A 15,594-nucleotide genomic window follows, 5' to 3' on the forward strand; every position below is an offset into this window, starting at 1 on the left:
CGCTCACGGGCGACCCGTGAGATAGCCGCCCATCGTGCGGAAGTAGTCCGTCGCCGCGTGCTCCGCCCCGTCCTCGGTGCGGACCCGCTTCACGACCAGCCCGCGCAGCCGTCCGTTCCTCGCCTCCGTACCGGCGACGATGACGATCCCGTCGCCCTCGCGGATGAAGATGCGCCCGGGAGTGCCGCCGTAACGGCCCTCCGAGACCGCGGACTCGACGATCCGGATCCGCTGCCCGCGGTGGTGGGTGAACGCGTTCGGGTACGGGTCGCACTGGGCCCGTACCAGCCGCTCGATGGCCTCCGCGGGCCAGGTCCAGTCGATCCGGCTGTCCTCCAGGGACCGCTTGTGGAAGAAGCTGGCCCGGCTGCGGTCCTGCGGTATCCACTGCGCGCGACCCGAGGCGATCAGGTCGAGCGACTCGTTGACGACCGGGCCGATCAGATCGACCGTGCGGTGGAACAGGTCGGCGACGGTGTCGGCCGCGCCGACCGGGACGGCCCGCTGCAGCAGCACGTCACCGGCGTCGAGTTCGGCGTTCATCCGGTGCGCCGTGACACCGACCTCCCGCTCGCCGTTGATCAGCGCCCAGATCAGCGGGGAGAAGCCCGCGTAGGCCGGGAGCAGCGAGTCGTGGATGTTGAGCGTGCCGTGGGGCGGCAGGTCGAAGACCTCCGGGGGCAGCACGGTGCGCCAGTTGTTGGCGACGATCAGGTCCGGCTCCGCGTCCTTGAGTGCGGCGAGGAGTTCGGGGTCGTCGGGCCGGTTGCGCAGCAGCACCGGTACGCCGTGCTTCTCGGCCAGATCGGCCACCGAGTCGTCCCAGATCTTCTCGTACACGTGGTCGCTCTTGGGGTGGGTCACGGCCAGGACCACCTCGTGGTCGGAGTCCAACAGAGCCTGGAGGGTGCGATGCCCCCAGGTCTGGTAGCCGAACATGACGACCCGCATAGTCGATCCTCTCCTAGGACACACCATTGCAAGGTAAGGCTAACCTTATTTAACATCAGTGGCGCCTAGGGGAAGGAAAAGTTGCGGTGAACGCACTGCACGACGAACCGGACGCCGTCCTTGACGTGCTCGGTATAGGGTTTGGGCCGTCAAATCTCGCACTGGCCATTGCGATTGAGGAACACAACGCCCAAGCCGCTCCGGAGAACCGGATCCGCGCGGGATTCCTGGAGCGCCAGCCGTCGTTCGGCTGGCACCGGGGCATGCTCATCGAAGACGCCACGATGCAGGTGTCCTTTCTCAAGGACCTGGTCACCATGCGCAACCCGACCAGCGACTTCAGCTTCCTGTGTTTCCTGCGGGAGCGGGGCAGGATGGTGGACTTCCTCAACGCGAAGACGCTGTTCCCCCTGCGGATCGAGTTCCACGAGTACTTCGAGTGGGCCGCCGCCCGGGTGGCGCACCTCGTCGACTACTCGGACGAGGTCGTCTCCGTGGACCCGGTGACCGGCCCCGACGGGGAGATCCGCTGGCTGGACGTCGTCAGCCGGGTGCCCGGCGAACCGGGCCGGACCGTCACCCGGCGGGCCCGGAACATCTCGGTGGCCGTCGGCCTGGAGCCGCACCTGCCCCCGGAGACGGCCCTGTCGGACCGCATCTGGCACAACAGCGAACTCGTGCCGCGCGTACGGGAGCTGAACGCCTCCGGTGACGGCGGCTCGGTCGGCCGGGTCCTGGTGCTCGGCGCGGGCCAGAGCGGCGCCGAGGCGCTCGACTACCTGCACCGTTCCTTCCCCGAGGCGGAGATCTGTGCGATCTTCGCCAAGTACGGGTACACGCCCGCCGACGACAGCCCGTTCGCCAACCGGATCTTCGACCCGGAGGCCGTGGACGTCTACTTCCGGTCCACGCCGGAGGTGAAACAGTCCCTGGTCGACTACCACCGCAGCACCAACTACTCGGTGGTCGACATGGACCTCATCGAGTCGCTGTACGCGACGATGTACCGCGAGAAGGTCCAGGGCCGTGAGCGCCTGCAACTGCGCAACGTGTCCCGCATCCGGGACGTCCGCACCCTCGACGACCATCTGGAGGTCACCGTCGAGTACCTCCCCACCGGGGAACGGGAGGTGATCTCGGCGGACCTGCTGGTCCACGCGACCGGCTACCGCCCCAGAGACCTCGACACCCTGCTGGGCAGAACCGCGAAACTCTGCCTGCGGGACGACAAGGACGCCGTACGCGTCGGCCGCGACCACCGGGTAGAGCTGACTCCGGATGTCACGGCGGGCATCTATCTGCAGGGCGCGACCGAGCACACGCACGGCCTCACCTCGACCCTGCTGTCCACCACGGCGGTACGGTCCGGGGAGATCCTGGAGTCCCTGATCGCCCACCGCGCGGGCGACTTGGCGGATGCGGCGGTTCCGGTGGCCTGAGCACCCGCCCCGTGCGGGTGTGACACCACGCCACACCCGCGCGGCCCCGCACCACCCCGTCCGCGCGGGCGGGCCCGTGCCGCCACGCCCCCGCGGGGGCTCTCGCACACGTGCCCGCCCTGGGCAATGCCATGGTCAGCAACTTAGAGTAGCCTCACCTAAGTTTTCTTCGTCCGATCCCGGAGGGGTTGCGGGTGAGTCCTACATATCCGTCAGGACGTGACGTCCTGCGGGAGTCGGTCAGGGAGCAACGCCGGGACGTCGGTCTCGGCGCACTGCTCGCCTCCGGACACCAGGTCGGTGAAGCCCTGGTCCCGGTGCTGATCGGCGTGGTGATCGACCGGGCCGTCACCGGCTCCGACACCGGCGCCCTCCTCCTGTGGCTCGGCGTCCTCGCCGTGGTCTATGTCGGGCTGGCCCTGTCCTTCCGCTTCGGCGCCTGGGCCGGCGACCGTTCCGCGGTCCGGGCCGAACACTCCCTGCGCATCTCCCTCGTACGACGCGTACTGCACCCGGGCGGCGGCGCCGAGGACGGCCGGCTGCCCGGAGCGCTCGCCAACATCGCGACCGAGGACGCCAAGCGGGTCGGCGGCGTCAACACGGCCGTGATGTACGGGATCGCGTCCCTGGCCGGCATCCTCACCTGTGCCTTCGTCCTGCTGCGTACGTCGGTCCTGCTCGGCCTGGTGGTCCTGCTCGGCACCCCCGTGCTGCTGTGGCTCGGACATCTGCTGAGCAAGCCGCTGGAGACGCGCAGCGAGGCCGAGCAGGAGCGCGCGGCCCACGCCTCCGCCGTCGCCGCCGACCTGGTGGCGGGCCTCAGGGTCCTCAAGGGCATCGGCGGCGAGTCGGCGGCCATCGACCGCTACCGCACCACCAGTCGCGACTCCCTCGCGGCGACGCTCAAGGCGGCCCGCGCACAGGCGTTCCAGAGCGGCATGGTGCTCGCCCTGACCGGCTGCCTGATCGCCCTCGTCGCGCTGGTCGGCGGACGGCTGGCCGCCGAAGGCAGCATCAGCCTCGGCCAGTTGGTGTCGGCGGTCGGGCTCGCCCTCTTCCTCGTCGGCCCCCTCGAAACACTCGCCTGGGTCAACGCCGAACTCGCCCAGGGCCGCGCCTCGGCCGGCCGGGTCGGGGAGGTCCTGGCCACCCCGCACGGCGTCACCGCCGGTGAGCTGAGCCTGCCGTCGGAGGTGCGTGGCGCACTGCGGCTGACCGGCGTCAGCCACGGCGGACTGCGCGAGGTGGACCTGGACGTCGCGCCCGGCGAACTGCTCGGCGTGGTCGCCACCGACCCCGCCCACGCGACCGATCTGCTGCGCTGCCTGGCCCGGCGGTCCGATCCCGACTCGGGCACGGTGGAACTGGACGGCGTGTCCCTGCGGGACCTGGATCCGGCCGAGATGCGTACGGCCCTGCTGGTGGCCGAGCACGACGCGGACCTCTTCGAAGGAACCGTCCGCGACAACGTGACGGCCTCCGCCCCCGCGTCCGGCGACTCCGAACCGGCCATGACCGCGGCCGGAGTGGCCCAGGTCGCGCAGACCCTGCCCGACGGCGAGGACACCGCGGTCAGCGAACGCGGTCGCTCGCTCTCCGGCGGACAGCGCCAACGGGTCGCGCTGGCCCGCGCGTTGGCCGCCGACCGGGCCGTCCTGGTGGTCCACGATCCGACCACGGCGGTCGACGCGGTGACCGAGGCGGGCATCGCGGCCGGTCTGCGCGAGGTCCGCAAGGGCCGCACCACGGTCCTGGTGACCACCAGCCCCGCACTGCTCGCCGTGACCGACCGGGTGGTGCTGCTCGACGGCGGCCGGGTCACCGACACGGCCCCGCACGCCGACCTGATAGCCCGTCATGAGACCTACCGAGCGGCGGTTCTGGCATGAGTGACACCGCTGCCGACACGGGTGCCCACACGGGCGAACCCACCACCGCGGAGGGCCAGTTGCTGTCCACCCCGGGCCAGGATTCGCCGCCCACCCCGGGCCGGGAGTTGCTGCCCACCGCGACCCAGGCCCGTACCCGCGCCGCCGTCCGCGAACTCGTACGCCCGCACCGCCGGCTGGCTCTCGGCGGGTTCGCCATGATGGTCGTGGCCACCGCCGTCGGCCTGCTGGTCCAGCCGCTGCTGGGCCGCATCGTGGACCTGGTCGCCGAGCACCGCCCGCCGGGGAGCATCACCCAGCCGGTAGTCCTGCTGGTGCTGGTCGCCCTCGCCCAGGGCGCGGCCACCGTGCTGGGCCTGGCACTCGTGGCCCGGCTCGGCGAGACCGTCCTCGCACAACTGCGGGAGCGGTTCGTCGAGAAGGCCCTGCGGCTGCCCCTGGAGCAGGTGGAGAAGGCGGGAGCGGGCGACCTCACCGCACGGGTCACCCGGGACGTCTCGGTGGTGGGCGAGGCCGTGCGTTCGGCCCTGCCCGAACTGGCCCGCTCGCTGCTGGCCATCGTGCTGACGCTGGCCGCGATGGCCGCCCTGGACTGGCGGTTCTTCCTCGCGGCCCTCATCGCGGTGCCCGTCCAGGCCTCCACCGCCCGCTGGTACGTACGCAACGCCGTGCCGCTCTACGCCGAGCAGCGGATCGCCACCGGGTCCCAGCAGCAGCAGTTGCTGGACACCATCGCGGGCGCGAGTACCGTACGGGCGTTCCGTCTTGAGGAGGAGCACACCGCGCGGGTGACCCGGCGTTCGTCGGCCGCGGTCGAGCTGACCCTGCGCGGCGTGCGGCTGGTGCTGAACTTCTACAACCGGCTGCACGTGGCGGAGTACGCCGGGCTCGCGGCGGTCCTGGTCACGGGGTTCCTGCTGGTGCGCGGCGGATCGGTGTCCATCGGTACGGCCACGGCCGCCGCCCTCTACTTCCACAGCCTGTTCTCGCCGGTCAACCAGGCGCTCGTCCTCCTCGACGACGCGCAGTCGGCGACCGCCGCGCTAGCCCGCCTGGTCGGAGTCGCCGACCAGCCCTCCCCCGAGCCGCAGCAGCAGGCGCAGCCGCAGCCGGACGATCGGCCGCGGCCGTCCACCGGGCCCGGGTCGCGGGTCACGGCCGCGCACGGCACGGTCACCGTGACGGGCATCGACCACGCGTACGAGCCGGGCCGCCCCGTCCTGCACGGTGTGGACCTCACCCTCCGGGCGGGCGAGCGCGTGGCCCTGGTCGGCGTGAGCGGCGCCGGGAAGACCACCCTGGCCAAACTCATCGCGGGCGTACACCGTCCGACGTCCGGCTCGGTGCGCGTGACGACCGGCGACGGCGTGCCCCGCCAGGGCCTGCCCGTCGCGCTGGTCACCCAGGAGACGCACGTCTTCGCCGGACCCCTCGCGGACGACCTGCGCCTCGCACGGCCCGGCGCCACCGACGACGAACTGCGTACGGCCCTGGCCACGGTGGACGCCCTCGACTGGGCCGGGGCGCTGCCCGAGGGCCTGGACACGGTCGTCGGCGACGGCGGGCACCGCCTCACCGCCGCCCAGGTACAGCAACTCGCCCTGGCGCGGCTGGTGCTGGCCGATCCCCCGGTGGCCGTCCTGGACGAGGCGACCGCCGAAGCGGGCAGCACCGGCGCCCGGCTCCTGGAGCAGGCGGCTGACCGGGCGGTCGAGGGCCGCACGGCGCTGATCGTCGCGCACCGCCTCACCCAGGCCGCCACCGCGGACCGGATCGTCGTCATGGACGGCGGCCGGATCGTGGAGAACGGCACCCATGACGAGCTGTGTGCCGCGGCCGGCCCCTACGCCTCCCTCTGGGCGGCGTGGTCGGGCACCCGCGCCACGGCCGACCGGACCCCCACGCACCACCCCAGCCCTCACAGCACCACCAGCCACGTCACCACCAGCCCTGACACCACCACCGTGAAGGACCACTGATGCCCGGCTCCTCCAGAGGCGCACGCCTTGTCGCGACACTCGCCTCCGCGCTCCTCCTGTTCAGCACCGCGGCGGCCTGCGGCTCCGACGACGACTCCGGCTCGGACGCGGCGGGCGCGGACAAGTCCGCGTCCGCGAACAGCGCCTTCCCGGTGACCCTGGCCCACAAATACGGCGACACCACCGTCAAGTCCGAGCCGAAGCGGATCGTCACGGTCGGGCTGACCGACCAGGACGCAGTCCTCGCCCTCGGCAAGGTGCCCGTCGGGACCACCGAGTGGCTCGGCGGCTACAAGGGCGCCATCGGCCCCTGGGCCGCCGACAAACTGGGCAGCGGGAAGACCCCGACCGTGCTGAAGGACACCGGCACGGGTCCGCAGACGGAGAAGATCGCCGCGCTGAAGCCCGATCTGATCCTCGCGGTGTACGGCGGCCTCACGAAGGACCAGTACACGACTCTCTCGAAGTTCGCCCCGGTCGTGGCCCAGCCGAAGGAGTACAACGACTTCGGTGTGCCGTGGCAGCAGCAGACCGAGATCATCGGCAAGGCGCTCGGCCAGGAGTCCGCGGCGAAGGACCTCGTGAAGGGCGTCGAGTCCGACTTCGCGACCGCCGCCAAGGACAATCCGGAGTTCGCCGAGTCCACGGGCGTGATGGCGACCCCGTACGAGGGCATCTTCGTCTTCGGCAGCCAGGACTCTCGCTCGCGGGTCCTGACCGACCTCGGTTTCAAACTGCCGACCGACCTCGACAAGGTCATCGGTGACAAGTTCGGTGCCAACATCAGCAAGGAGCGCACCGACCTGCTGAACACCGACACCGCCGTCTGGATCGTCGGGGACAGGGCGAAGGACGAGGCAAAGCTCCACAAGAACGCCCTCTACGGCGACCTGGACGTGGTGAAGCAGGGCCGCGAGGTCTTCGTCGAGGAGACCAGCGACTACGGCAACTCCGTGTCCTTCGTCTCGGTGCTGAGCCTGCCCTACATGCTGGAGCGCCTGGTGCCGCAGCTGGCCGCGGCCGTCGACGGCGACACCGCCACGAAGGTGACCGAACCGACCTCTTGAGAGTGACCTCGCGATTGGCGCGGGGCCCAGCGGACAGAAGGTCCGGGGCCACGGATGATCCGTGGCCCCGGATCACGCTGTGTCGGGCGACACGCTCGCGACACCAGAGGCTGAAAGTATGATCAACCAATGTCTGACATGACCGAAACCACGCCCGGCTGGCTGCCCCACGACGAGCTGGAGCAGGCGCGCGCCCGTATGCCGATCCTGTACGTCGAGGCCGTGCCGGTACGCGTCGACGACAGCGGCGAAGTGACCAGCATCGGACTGCTGCTGCGCATGGGGTCGGGCGGAGCGGTCAGCCGCGCGCTCGTCTCCGGCCGGGTGCTGCACCACGAACGGGTCAGGGACGCCCTGCTGCGCCATCTGGAGAAGGACCTCGGCCCGGTCGCGCTGCCCCGGATCCCGGCCTCGCTGCAGCCCTTCACCGTCGCCGAGTACTTCCCGACGCTGGGGGACACGCCGTTCCACGACCCGCGCCAGCACGCGGTGTCGCTCGCCTACATCGTGCCGGTGACCGGCGACTGCCGTCCGCGCCAGGACGCCCTCGACCTGGTCTGGTTCAGCCCGCAGGAGGCTTCGTCCCCCATGGTCCTCAACGAGATGCCGGGCGGCCACGGCGCGCTGCTCAAGCAGGCCCTCGCACACATGGGCGCCCTGTCCTGAAAAGGGTGCGGAGTTCGCCGTCCGCCAGCCCGGCGTCCCCTCAGGCCGTGGGAGTGGACGCCGGCGTGCGGAGGTGCGGGTACACCCCCCGGGCCGTGTCGGCCGCCTCTATCCGGCGTGCAGCCGCTGGTATTCGCCGAGCAGGCGGCGCAACTCCCGCACCATGAAGGCGTAGTAGGTGTGCATGTCGCGCAGTCGCGCCTGCTGCGTCTCCGGCATGTCCGCTCCCCGCTCCCGTACGACCTGCGCGAGTTCGAACAACTGCTGGGTCTGGTCGAGTTGATGCTGGAGACAGCCGCTCCACGCGTCGTCGCGCCATACGTAACCGGCCTGGCGCACTCCGGGCACCTTGACCCGTTCGACGGTGCCGTTCGTGATGAGCAGGCGGGTCATCTCCGACACCGAGCCCTTGCTGGCCCCCAGTGCCTCCTGCAGCTCCGTCATCGTCATGGGGTCCGGGCTGAGCATCAGCACGCCCCCCAGCCGTCCGGCCATCGGCGGCCACCCCATCGCACGCCCGATGCGCTGCCCGAAGTCCTCGACCAGCAGCTCGTCCACCCCGGCCGGGCTCTCGCCCTCCCGGTCCGAATCCCCCGCGAGCATGGCTGAACCCTCGTCGGCGGCTGGCGACACCGATCCTCCCGTACGGAAAAAAATGAAAATTCATTCTTGACTGAACTTTCTTGATACGTCAGATTACCAGCATCCACGCAGGAGTCACCGGCGCGGGACGCTCCCGTATCGGCGCGAGACGCTCCCGTATCAAGGAGTCCAGATGGCAGAACATGATCGCGATCTGATCGTCGTCGGCGCGGGTTCCGCCGGTGCGGTGCTCGCCGCCCGCGCCGCCGCCCGCGGCCGGCGGGTCCTCCTGCTGGAGGCCGGCCCCGACCACCGCTCGGCGCAGCTGCCGGAAGCGTGGCGCTCGCCCAATCCCGTGGTGGCCCTGATGGACCCCGCGGCGTCGGCACATCTCGTGTGGACGGGCCTGAACTCCTCGCGCACCGAGAAGCAGCAGCAGGTCCCGTACTGGCGCGGCCGTGGGACGGGCGGCAGTTCGTCCGTGAACGGCCAGATCGCGATCCGGCCGCCGATGGAGGACTTCGAGGAGTGGTCCGGGCTCGGCTGTACCGGCTGGGCGCCCGAGGACGTACTGCCGTACTTCTCGATGCTGGAGGACGACGAGGAGTTCGGGGACCGGCCCTACCACGGCCGCGGCGGACCGACCCCGATCCACCGGATGCCCAAGGACGCCTGGGGAGGCGTCGACCGGGCCCTGGCCGACTCCGCCCTGGCGGCGGGCTTCGGCTGGGCACCCGACGTCAACGCCCCCCGCGCCACCGGCGTCTCGCCCTACCCGATCAACTCCCGGGACGCCCGCCGCGTCACCGTCAACGACGGCTACCTCGAACCCGCACGCGAACTGCCCGGTCTCACCGTCCGCGGCGACGCGCTCGTGGACTCCGTCGTCTTCGAGAACGACCGCGCGATCGGCGTCCGGGTGGTGATCGACGGGGCGATCGTCACCGAGTACGCGGACGAGGTGATCCTCAGCGCCGGAGTGATCCACTCCCCGGCGATCCTGCTGCGTTCGGGCATCGGCCCCGCCGCCCGGCTGCGGGCGCTGGGCATCGAGGTCCGCCAGGATCTGCCGGTCGGTCTCGGAATGCAGGACCACGCCATGACGGTGCTCTCCCTGCCGCTGCGGGCCGAGGCCGCCATCAAGTCGCCGCACGACCGGCACACCAACGTCTGCGTGCGCTGGTCCAGCGCCTCGGGCACGCACTCCGACGACCTCATGTTCGTCTCGCTCAACCAGAACGTGCTGGCCATGGCCACGGCGAACGCCGAGTCGCACTCCGGTGGTTTCGGTGTCTGGCTGAACCGCACCCACTCGCGCGGCGAACTGACCCTGGTCTCCACGGACCCTTCGGCGCACCCGTACGTCGCCCAGCGGATGCTCTCCGACGAGCGTGGCCTCGCCCCGATGCGGGAGGGCGTGCGCACCCTCGTCGAACTGAGCGCCCGCGCCGAGACGGCCGCGGTCCTCGGCGGTTCGGTCGAGGACGCGAACCGGCCGCTGTTCGAGGCACTCGCGAACGACGGCGACCTCGACGACCACCTGCTGTCCACGGTCCTCGACGCCCAGCACGGCACGAGCACCTGCCGGATGGGGGCTCCCGGGGCCGCCGAAACGGTCGTCGACCCGGCATGCCGGGTGCAGGGGGTCCGGGGCCTGCGGGTCGTGGACGCCTCGGTCTTCCCCTCCGTGCCCCGGGCCAACACCAATCTCTCCGCCATCATGACCGGCGAACTCATGGCCGCCCGGCTCGACGCCTGATCCGGTTCCCCCTCACCACGTAGACACCTGGGCCCCGCGTACACGTACCGAACAGAAACGGCCACACTCATGGAAACCCTCCAGAACCACATCGGCGGCCGGTGGGCAGAGCCGGTCGGCGAGGACGTCGTCGCCGTGGTCAACCCCGCCACCGAGGAGGCCTTCGCGCAGTTCCGCGCGGGCAACGCCGACGACGTCGGCCGCGCCGTGGCCGGGGCGGGCGCGGCGCAGCCCGCGTGGGCGGCGCTCACCGTGGCCCGGCGCGTGGAACTGATCCACGCCTGGGCCGACACGATCGCCGCGCACGCCGCGGAACTGGCCGAACTGGAGTGCCGGGAGATGGGCAAGCCGGTCGGCATCGGGCAGTCCTTCATCGCGGGGGCCGTGGCCGGACTGAAGGCCGCCGCGGACCAGGCACTCACGTACCCGTTCACCGAAACGGTGACCGGTACAGGTCCGGACCCGAAGCCGGATGCGCATACGGATACGGGCCCAGGTACGGGTACGGGTACGGGTACGAGCTCGGGTACAGGTACGGGTACGCGCCCGGTCACGGACGCCGGTCCTCAGGGAGAGCGGACCGACATCGTCCGCCACCCGCTCGGCGTCACCGCCGTGATCACCCCGTGGAACTTCCCCGTCGTCATGGTCCTCGGCGCACTCGGCCCGCTGCTCGCCGCCGGGAACACGGTCGTGGTCAAGCCCTCCGAGCGTTCCCCGGTCTCCACGGTCCGGCTGTTCGAACTGGCCGCCGCCACCGGGCTGCCCCCGGGCGTACTGAACCTGGTCCTCGGCGACGCCCGCACCGGCGCGGCGCTGACGGAACACGAGGACGTACGGCTCGTCCACTTCACCGGCTCGGTCGGAGCGGGCCGCGCCGTGGGAACGGCGACCGGCCGGCGCCTGAGCCGCAGTGTGCTCGAACTCGGCGGCAAGGACCCCGTCGTGATCGACGCCGGAGTCGATCCGGTGGCCACCGCACAGGCCGTCGCGTTCGGCGCGTTCATCAACACCGGCCAGATCTGCACCTCCATGGAGCGGATCTACGTCCATGAGCGCATCGCGGACGACTTCGTCGAGGCGCTCGTGGCCGCCGCGGGGACCTTCGCCGTCGGCGACGGTCTCGACCCCGCCACGATGCTCGGCCCACTGGTGGACGAACAGCAGCGCGACACCGTACGCCGCCATGTGGAGGACGCCGTCCAGAAGGGAGCGACCCTCCGCGCGGGCGGAGCCGTGCCGGAGCGGCCCGGCTACTTCTACCCGGCGACCGTGCTGACCGGGGTCGACGACACCATGCTCGTGATGACCGAGGAGACGTTCGGCCCGGTAGCGCCGGTCAGCGTCGTGCCGAGCTTCGAGGAGGGCCTGATCCGCGCGGCCGCCTCCCGCTACGGTCTCGCCGCCACCGTCTACACCGACGATCCCGACCACGTCGCGGCGGCCGCCCTGCTGCCCGTGGGTGTCGTCTGGGTCAACCAGTGGCAGGGCGGCGGCCCCGAGCGGCTGTACGAGCCCGCCCGCGACAGCGGTATGGGAGCCACCGGGGCCCGTGCCGCCTACGACGCGGCGACCCGGCCCGCCACCGTACACATCGCCGCAACCGTCCCGGCAGCCGCCACCTCTCCGGCGGCCGGCCGGTGACCACCGCCAAGGAGGCCGCGGCACTGCGCGTCCGTGCCGCGGCGGACGACCTGATCGCCCTCTCCCACCGGATCCACGCCCACCCCGAGCTCGCCTTCGAGGAGCACCGCGCCAGCCGCTGGGTCGCCGACGCCCTCGGCGACGCGGGGTTCGCCGTCCAGCACGGCTACTGCGGGCTGCCGACCGCCGTGGAGGCGACGGTCGGCAGCGGGCCGACCCACATCGCGATCTGCGCGGAGTACGACGCCCTGCCCGACATCGGGCACGCCTGCGGCCACAACGTCATCGCCGCCGCGGCCGTCGGCGCCGGAATCGCACTCGCCCCCTTGGCGGACGAACTCGGCCTGACCGTACGGGTGCTCGGCACCCCCGCCGAGGAAGGCGGCGGTGGCAAGGTGCTGATGCTGGAACAGGGCGCCTTCGACGGCGTGCACGCGGCCATGATGGTCCACCCGGCGGCGGTCGAGATGGCGGCGATGCCCGGCCTGGCCGTGACCCAGTTCGATGTGGCCTACCGGGGCAAGGCCGCACACGCCGGCGCCTATCCGGAACTGGGCGTCAACGCGGCGGACGCCATGACCGTCGCCCAGGTCGCCGTAGGGCTGCTGCGCCAGCACACCACCGCCTCCGACCGTATCCACGGCATCGTCACCCGGGCCGGTTCCGCCGCGAACATCGTCCCCGACGCCAGCCGGGGCCGCTGGATCGTACGCAGCGACAGCCTGGACACGCTGCGGCCGTTGTCCGAGCGGGTGCGCCGCTGCTTCGAGGCGGGCGCGCTGGCCACCGGCTGCGAGCTGTCCACCACGCCGGTCGGCCCCGACTACGCCGACCTGCGGCCGGACCGGGACCTGCTGGACCTGTGGGTCGCCAACGCGACGGCACTGGGCCGCCGCTTCCCCGACCTGCCGGCCGGCGTCACGGGCGCCGCCACCGACATGGGGAACGTCTCCCAAGTCGTGCCCACCATCCACCCCATGCTCGGCCTGGACTGCGGCCCCGCGGTCAACCACCAGCCGGAGTTCACCGCGGCGTGCCGCACCCAGGCGGCGGACCGGGCCGTCCTGGACGGGGCGACCGGTATGGCCTGGACGGCCGTCGACGTCGCCCTCGCGGCCCAGCGGTCCTACAGCGGCCCCGCGGCCGCGAAAGCAGTCGCGAAGTCCTGCAACACGAAGGAGGGGCCATCCGAAAATGGCCCCTACCTGCGACGTTTCCGTCGGGACGACAGGATTTGAACCTGCGACCCCTTGACCCCCAGTCAAGTGCGCTACCAAGCTGCGCCACGTCCCGATGCCCGTCGTGACCTGGGGTTTCCCCTGGCTGAACGGACATCGAAACTCTACCGCACTCGGGTCGGTGGTCGCGCACTCCTTTTGTCCCACCGCAGCCGCATGCGACAACCCTTGACCTCAACTTTGCTTGAGGTTGCACGATCGTCCGTATGACGACGACAACGGCGGAACACCGGCAGGAGTACGGCCACGGGGACCGGTACGACCGGTACGAGGCGCTGACCGGCCTGATGGAGCTGATGAGCGGGGACGAGAAGCACGGACCGGCGGCGACGTCCACGCTCGACGCGCTCTGGGTCCTCTACGACCGGGTGCTGCGAGTCGGCCCCGACCGGGCGGACGACCCCGGACGGGACAGGTTCCTGCTGTCCAAGGGGCACGGACCGATGGCCTACTACGCGGTGCTCGCCGCCAAGGGATTCGTCCCGGTGGACCGGCTTCCGGGCTTCGGCTCGTACGACTCGCCGCTCGGCCACCACCCGGACCGCGTGCTCGTGCCGGGCGCGGAGATCGGCAGTGGTTCGCTCGGGCACGGGCTGCCGATCGCGGTCGGCACGGCGCTGGGACTGCGGGCCCAGGGCCTCCACGACCCGCACGTGTGGGTGCTCGTCGGGGACGCCGAACTGGACGAGGGCAGCAACCACGAGGCCATCGCCTACGCGGGCCCCGCCGGACTCGACCGCCTGCACACGCTCGTGATCGACAACTCCTCCGCCAGCTGGGCCAGGCCCGGCGGGATCGCGGCACGGTTCGAGGCCGCGGGCTGGTCCGCCGCGACCGTCGACGGGCGGGACCACGAGGCGCTGTACGCCGCGTTCACGGCATCACACCCGGGGCGCCCCCGCGTGGTCGTTGCCCAGGTCGAACCGAAGGACGGCTGAGACCGGAGACCGGCTCACGGCCCCTCCCCCTCCCCCTCCCCCCTTTCCCCTTCTGCCCTTCTGCCCTTCTGCTGTTCCGAGAGGTTTTTCATGGACACCATGCGTGATCGGTTCGCCCCCGTCGTGTCTCGGCTGCTCGACGAGGATCCGCGCGTCGCCGTCGTCCTCGCCGAGATCGGCCTGGCCGACTTCGCCGAGGCCCGGCGCCGGCATCCGGACCGGGTGATCAACGTCGGCATCCGCGAGCAGCTGCTGGTCGGCGCGGGCGCGGGCCTGGCACTGACCGGTCTGCGGCCCGTGGTGCACACCTTCGCCAGCTTCCTCGTGGAGCGGCCCTTCGAGCAGATCAAACTGGATCTCGGCCACCAGGACGTGGGCGCGGTGCTGGTCAGCGCGGCCGCGTCCTTCGACTGGCCCGCGGGCGGCTACACCCACATGTCCCCCGGCGACGTCGCCCTCCTCGACACCCTGGACGGCTGGACCGTACACGTGCCGGGGCATCCGGACGAGGCCGAGACGCTGCTGCGGCACGCCGTCGCGGCGGACGACGACAAGGTGTACGTACGACTGTCCACGCAGTCGAACGACCGGGCTCTCCCCGTCGACGGCACCCGGTTCCACACCGTTCGCGAAGGGCGGGCCGGTGTGGTCGTCGCGGTCGGTCCGCTGCTCGACCCGGTGCTCGACGCGACCGAAGGACTCGACGTCACCGTGCTGTACGCGGCGACCGTGCGGCCCTTCGACGCTGTCACGCTGCGCCATGCCACGGAAGCGGCGAGCCCCGACGTGGTCCTGGTCGAGCCGTATCTGGCCGGTACGTCGGTCTCCACCGTGAACGACGCCCTCGTGGACCTCCCGCACCGCGTGCTCGGCCTCGGCGTGGGCCGACGGGAGCTGCGCCGCTACGGCCTCGTCGAGGAGCACGTGGCCGCACACGGGCTGGACGCGAGGTCCCTGCGGGAGCGGATCGACGGGTTCCTGGGGGTACGGGTCCGAGCCTGACCGGAGCCGGACCGAGTCCGCCGGTTTCCGGGCCGCCGCCCTCAGCCGTCCGCCACGACCCCCAACTCCGGGTAGGCGTCCAGCAGCCGGGTCGGTGCCGCCTGCCGCCAGGAGTCCGCGAGGATGTCACGCAACTCGTCCGCGTCCTCGACGGCCGCCAGCCGCACCCGCACCCACGCGGACCCGGCCTCGTGATCGGCGACCCAGAACTTCTCGGGCTCGGCGAGGACCAGTTCGTCGCGCTCCGCCTTCGGACAGCGCACGGCCATGGAGGTCTCCGCCTCGGGCAGGGTCACAAACATCTTCCCCGCCACCCTGAAGGTGGGCATGCTCCAGGCGATCTTCTCCACGGTGTCCGGCAGAGAGAGACAGATTCGGCGTACGTCATCGGCATCCTGCATGGAACGCACCGTAACCAATGGCACTGACAAGACCGCCGA

Annotated in this window: 13 protein-coding genes and 1 tRNA gene; 10 read left to right on the forward strand and 4 right to left on the reverse strand. The window is 71.4% G+C overall.

Translation table 11 applies throughout. The features are described from left to right. Positions 1-3: 3 nt before the first annotated feature. Positions 4-951 (reverse strand): methionyl-tRNA formyltransferase, encoded by a 948-nt coding sequence (locus C6Y14_RS29580; RefSeq protein ID WP_107019917.1) that lies wholly within the window; start codon positions 949-951, stop codon positions 4-6. 86 nt (positions 952-1,037) lie between these two features. Between C6Y14_RS29580 and C6Y14_RS29585 the strand changes: the two genes are divergently transcribed. From C6Y14_RS29585 to C6Y14_RS29605, 5 genes are all read left to right on the forward strand, one after another. Then, entirely contained in the window at positions 1,038-2,390 is a 1,353-nt protein-coding gene (locus tag C6Y14_RS29585) for a lysine N(6)-hydroxylase/L-ornithine N(5)-oxygenase family protein (protein WP_107019918.1), read from the forward strand. Between the two features lie 194 nt (positions 2,391-2,584). Then, the gene (locus C6Y14_RS29590) at positions 2,585-4,279 is read left to right on the forward strand and encodes an ABC transporter ATP-binding protein (RefSeq protein ID WP_107019919.1); all 1,695 of its coding nucleotides are present in this window, start codon (positions 2,585-2,587) and stop codon (positions 4,277-4,279) included. Continuing rightward, positions 4,276-6,258, forward strand: coding sequence for an ABC transporter ATP-binding protein (locus C6Y14_RS29595; protein ID WP_107019920.1), 1,983 nt, complete (start codon positions 4,276-4,278; stop codon positions 6,256-6,258). The genes C6Y14_RS29590 and C6Y14_RS29595 overlap by 4 nt, the downstream gene beginning before the upstream one ends. Next, positions 6,258-7,325 (forward strand): iron-siderophore ABC transporter substrate-binding protein, encoded by a 1,068-nt coding sequence (locus C6Y14_RS29600; RefSeq protein ID WP_107019921.1) that lies wholly within the window; start codon positions 6,258-6,260, stop codon positions 7,323-7,325. The genes C6Y14_RS29595 and C6Y14_RS29600 overlap by 1 nt, the downstream gene beginning before the upstream one ends. A gap of 138 nt (positions 7,326-7,463) precedes the next feature. After that, positions 7,464-7,991 (forward strand): NUDIX hydrolase family protein, encoded by a 528-nt coding sequence (locus C6Y14_RS29605; RefSeq protein ID WP_107020103.1) that lies wholly within the window; start codon positions 7,464-7,466, stop codon positions 7,989-7,991. Positions 7,992-8,099: 108 nt separating this feature from the next. Here the strand turns inward: C6Y14_RS29605 and C6Y14_RS29610 are convergent, their stop codons facing one another. Continuing rightward, positions 8,100-8,594, reverse strand: a complete 495-nt coding sequence (locus C6Y14_RS29610) for a GbsR/MarR family transcriptional regulator (RefSeq protein WP_107019922.1) — start codon at positions 8,592-8,594, stop codon at positions 8,100-8,102. 172 nt (positions 8,595-8,766) lie between these two features. On the opposite strand from C6Y14_RS29610, the gene C6Y14_RS29615 reads away from it, so the two are divergent. From C6Y14_RS29615 to C6Y14_RS29625, 3 genes are all read left to right on the forward strand, one after another. Continuing rightward, entirely contained in the window at positions 8,767-10,332 is a 1,566-nt protein-coding gene (locus C6Y14_RS29615) for a GMC family oxidoreductase (protein WP_107019923.1), read from the forward strand. Positions 10,333-10,401: 69 nt separating this feature from the next. Continuing rightward, positions 10,402-11,976, forward strand: coding sequence for an aldehyde dehydrogenase family protein (locus C6Y14_RS29620; RefSeq protein WP_107019924.1), 1,575 nt, complete (start codon positions 10,402-10,404; stop codon positions 11,974-11,976). Continuing rightward, the gene (locus C6Y14_RS29625) at positions 11,973-13,214 is read left to right on the forward strand and encodes a M20 family metallopeptidase (protein WP_107019925.1); all 1,242 of its coding nucleotides are present in this window, start codon (positions 11,973-11,975) and stop codon (positions 13,212-13,214) included. The genes C6Y14_RS29620 and C6Y14_RS29625 overlap by 4 nt, the downstream gene beginning before the upstream one ends. Here C6Y14_RS29625 and C6Y14_RS29630 read toward each other — a convergent pair. After that, positions 13,196-13,269, reverse strand: a tRNA-Pro gene (locus C6Y14_RS29630). The two genes, C6Y14_RS29625 and C6Y14_RS29630, sit on opposite strands and share 19 nt — an antisense overlap. Before the next feature lie 151 nt (positions 13,270-13,420). Between C6Y14_RS29630 and C6Y14_RS29635 the strand changes: the two genes are divergently transcribed. Together C6Y14_RS29635 and C6Y14_RS29640 are read left to right on the forward strand one after the other, a co-directional pair. Continuing rightward, positions 13,421-14,152: a thiamine pyrophosphate-dependent enzyme gene (locus C6Y14_RS29635; protein WP_107019926.1), complete on the forward strand. Its 732-nt coding sequence runs from the start codon at positions 13,421-13,423 to the stop codon at positions 14,150-14,152. A 90-nt stretch (positions 14,153-14,242) separates the two neighbouring features. Then, a complete protein-coding gene (locus C6Y14_RS29640) occupies positions 14,243-15,154 on the forward strand; it encodes a transketolase family protein (RefSeq protein ID WP_107019927.1) in 912 nt (303 codons plus the stop codon). A 41-nt stretch (positions 15,155-15,195) separates the two neighbouring features. Here C6Y14_RS29640 and C6Y14_RS29645 read toward each other — a convergent pair whose 3' ends face one another. Then, positions 15,196-15,555 carry an MmcQ/YjbR family DNA-binding protein gene (locus C6Y14_RS29645; protein ID WP_107019928.1) on the reverse strand — a complete coding sequence of 120 codons (360 nt, stop codon included), beginning with the start codon at positions 15,553-15,555 and terminating at the stop codon, positions 15,196-15,198. Between the last annotated feature and the right edge of the window lie 39 nt (positions 15,556-15,594).

The sequence above is a fragment of the Streptomyces dioscori genome (assembly GCF_003024195.1).
In the GTDB taxonomy this organism is placed as follows: Bacteria; Actinomycetota; Actinomycetes; order Streptomycetales; family Streptomycetaceae; genus Streptomyces; species Streptomyces dioscori.

What these genes read in the sequence shown, in the direction of transcription:
- C6Y14_RS29645 (WP_107019928.1), bottom strand. Translation starts at nt 15,555, where the DNA reads ATGCAGGATGCCGATGACGTACGCCGAATCTGTCTCTCTCTGCCGGAC.
- C6Y14_RS29605 (WP_107020103.1), top strand. Translation starts at nt 7,464, where the DNA reads ATGACCGAAACCACGCCCGGCTGGCTGCCCCACGACGAGCTGGAGCAG.
- C6Y14_RS29620 (WP_107019924.1), top strand. Translation starts at nt 10,402, where the DNA reads ATGGAAACCCTCCAGAACCACATCGGCGGCCGGTGGGCAGAGCCGGTC.
- C6Y14_RS29610 (WP_107019922.1), bottom strand. Translation starts at nt 8,594, where the DNA reads ATGCTCGCGGGGGATTCGGACCGGGAGGGCGAGAGCCCGGCCGGGGTG.
- C6Y14_RS29580 (WP_107019917.1), bottom strand. Translation starts at nt 951, where the DNA reads ATGCGGGTCGTCATGTTCGGCTACCAGACCTGGGGGCATCGCACCCTC.
- C6Y14_RS29640 (WP_107019927.1), top strand. Translation starts at nt 14,243, where the DNA reads ATGGACACCATGCGTGATCGGTTCGCCCCCGTCGTGTCTCGGCTGCTC.
- C6Y14_RS29615 (WP_107019923.1), top strand. Translation starts at nt 8,767, where the DNA reads ATGGCAGAACATGATCGCGATCTGATCGTCGTCGGCGCGGGTTCCGCC.
- C6Y14_RS29635 (WP_107019926.1), top strand. Translation starts at nt 13,421, where the DNA reads ATGACGACGACAACGGCGGAACACCGGCAGGAGTACGGCCACGGGGAC.
- C6Y14_RS29595 (WP_107019920.1), top strand. Translation starts at nt 4,276, where the DNA reads ATGAGTGACACCGCTGCCGACACGGGTGCCCACACGGGCGAACCCACC.
- C6Y14_RS29600 (WP_107019921.1), top strand. Translation starts at nt 6,258, where the DNA reads ATGCCCGGCTCCTCCAGAGGCGCACGCCTTGTCGCGACACTCGCCTCC.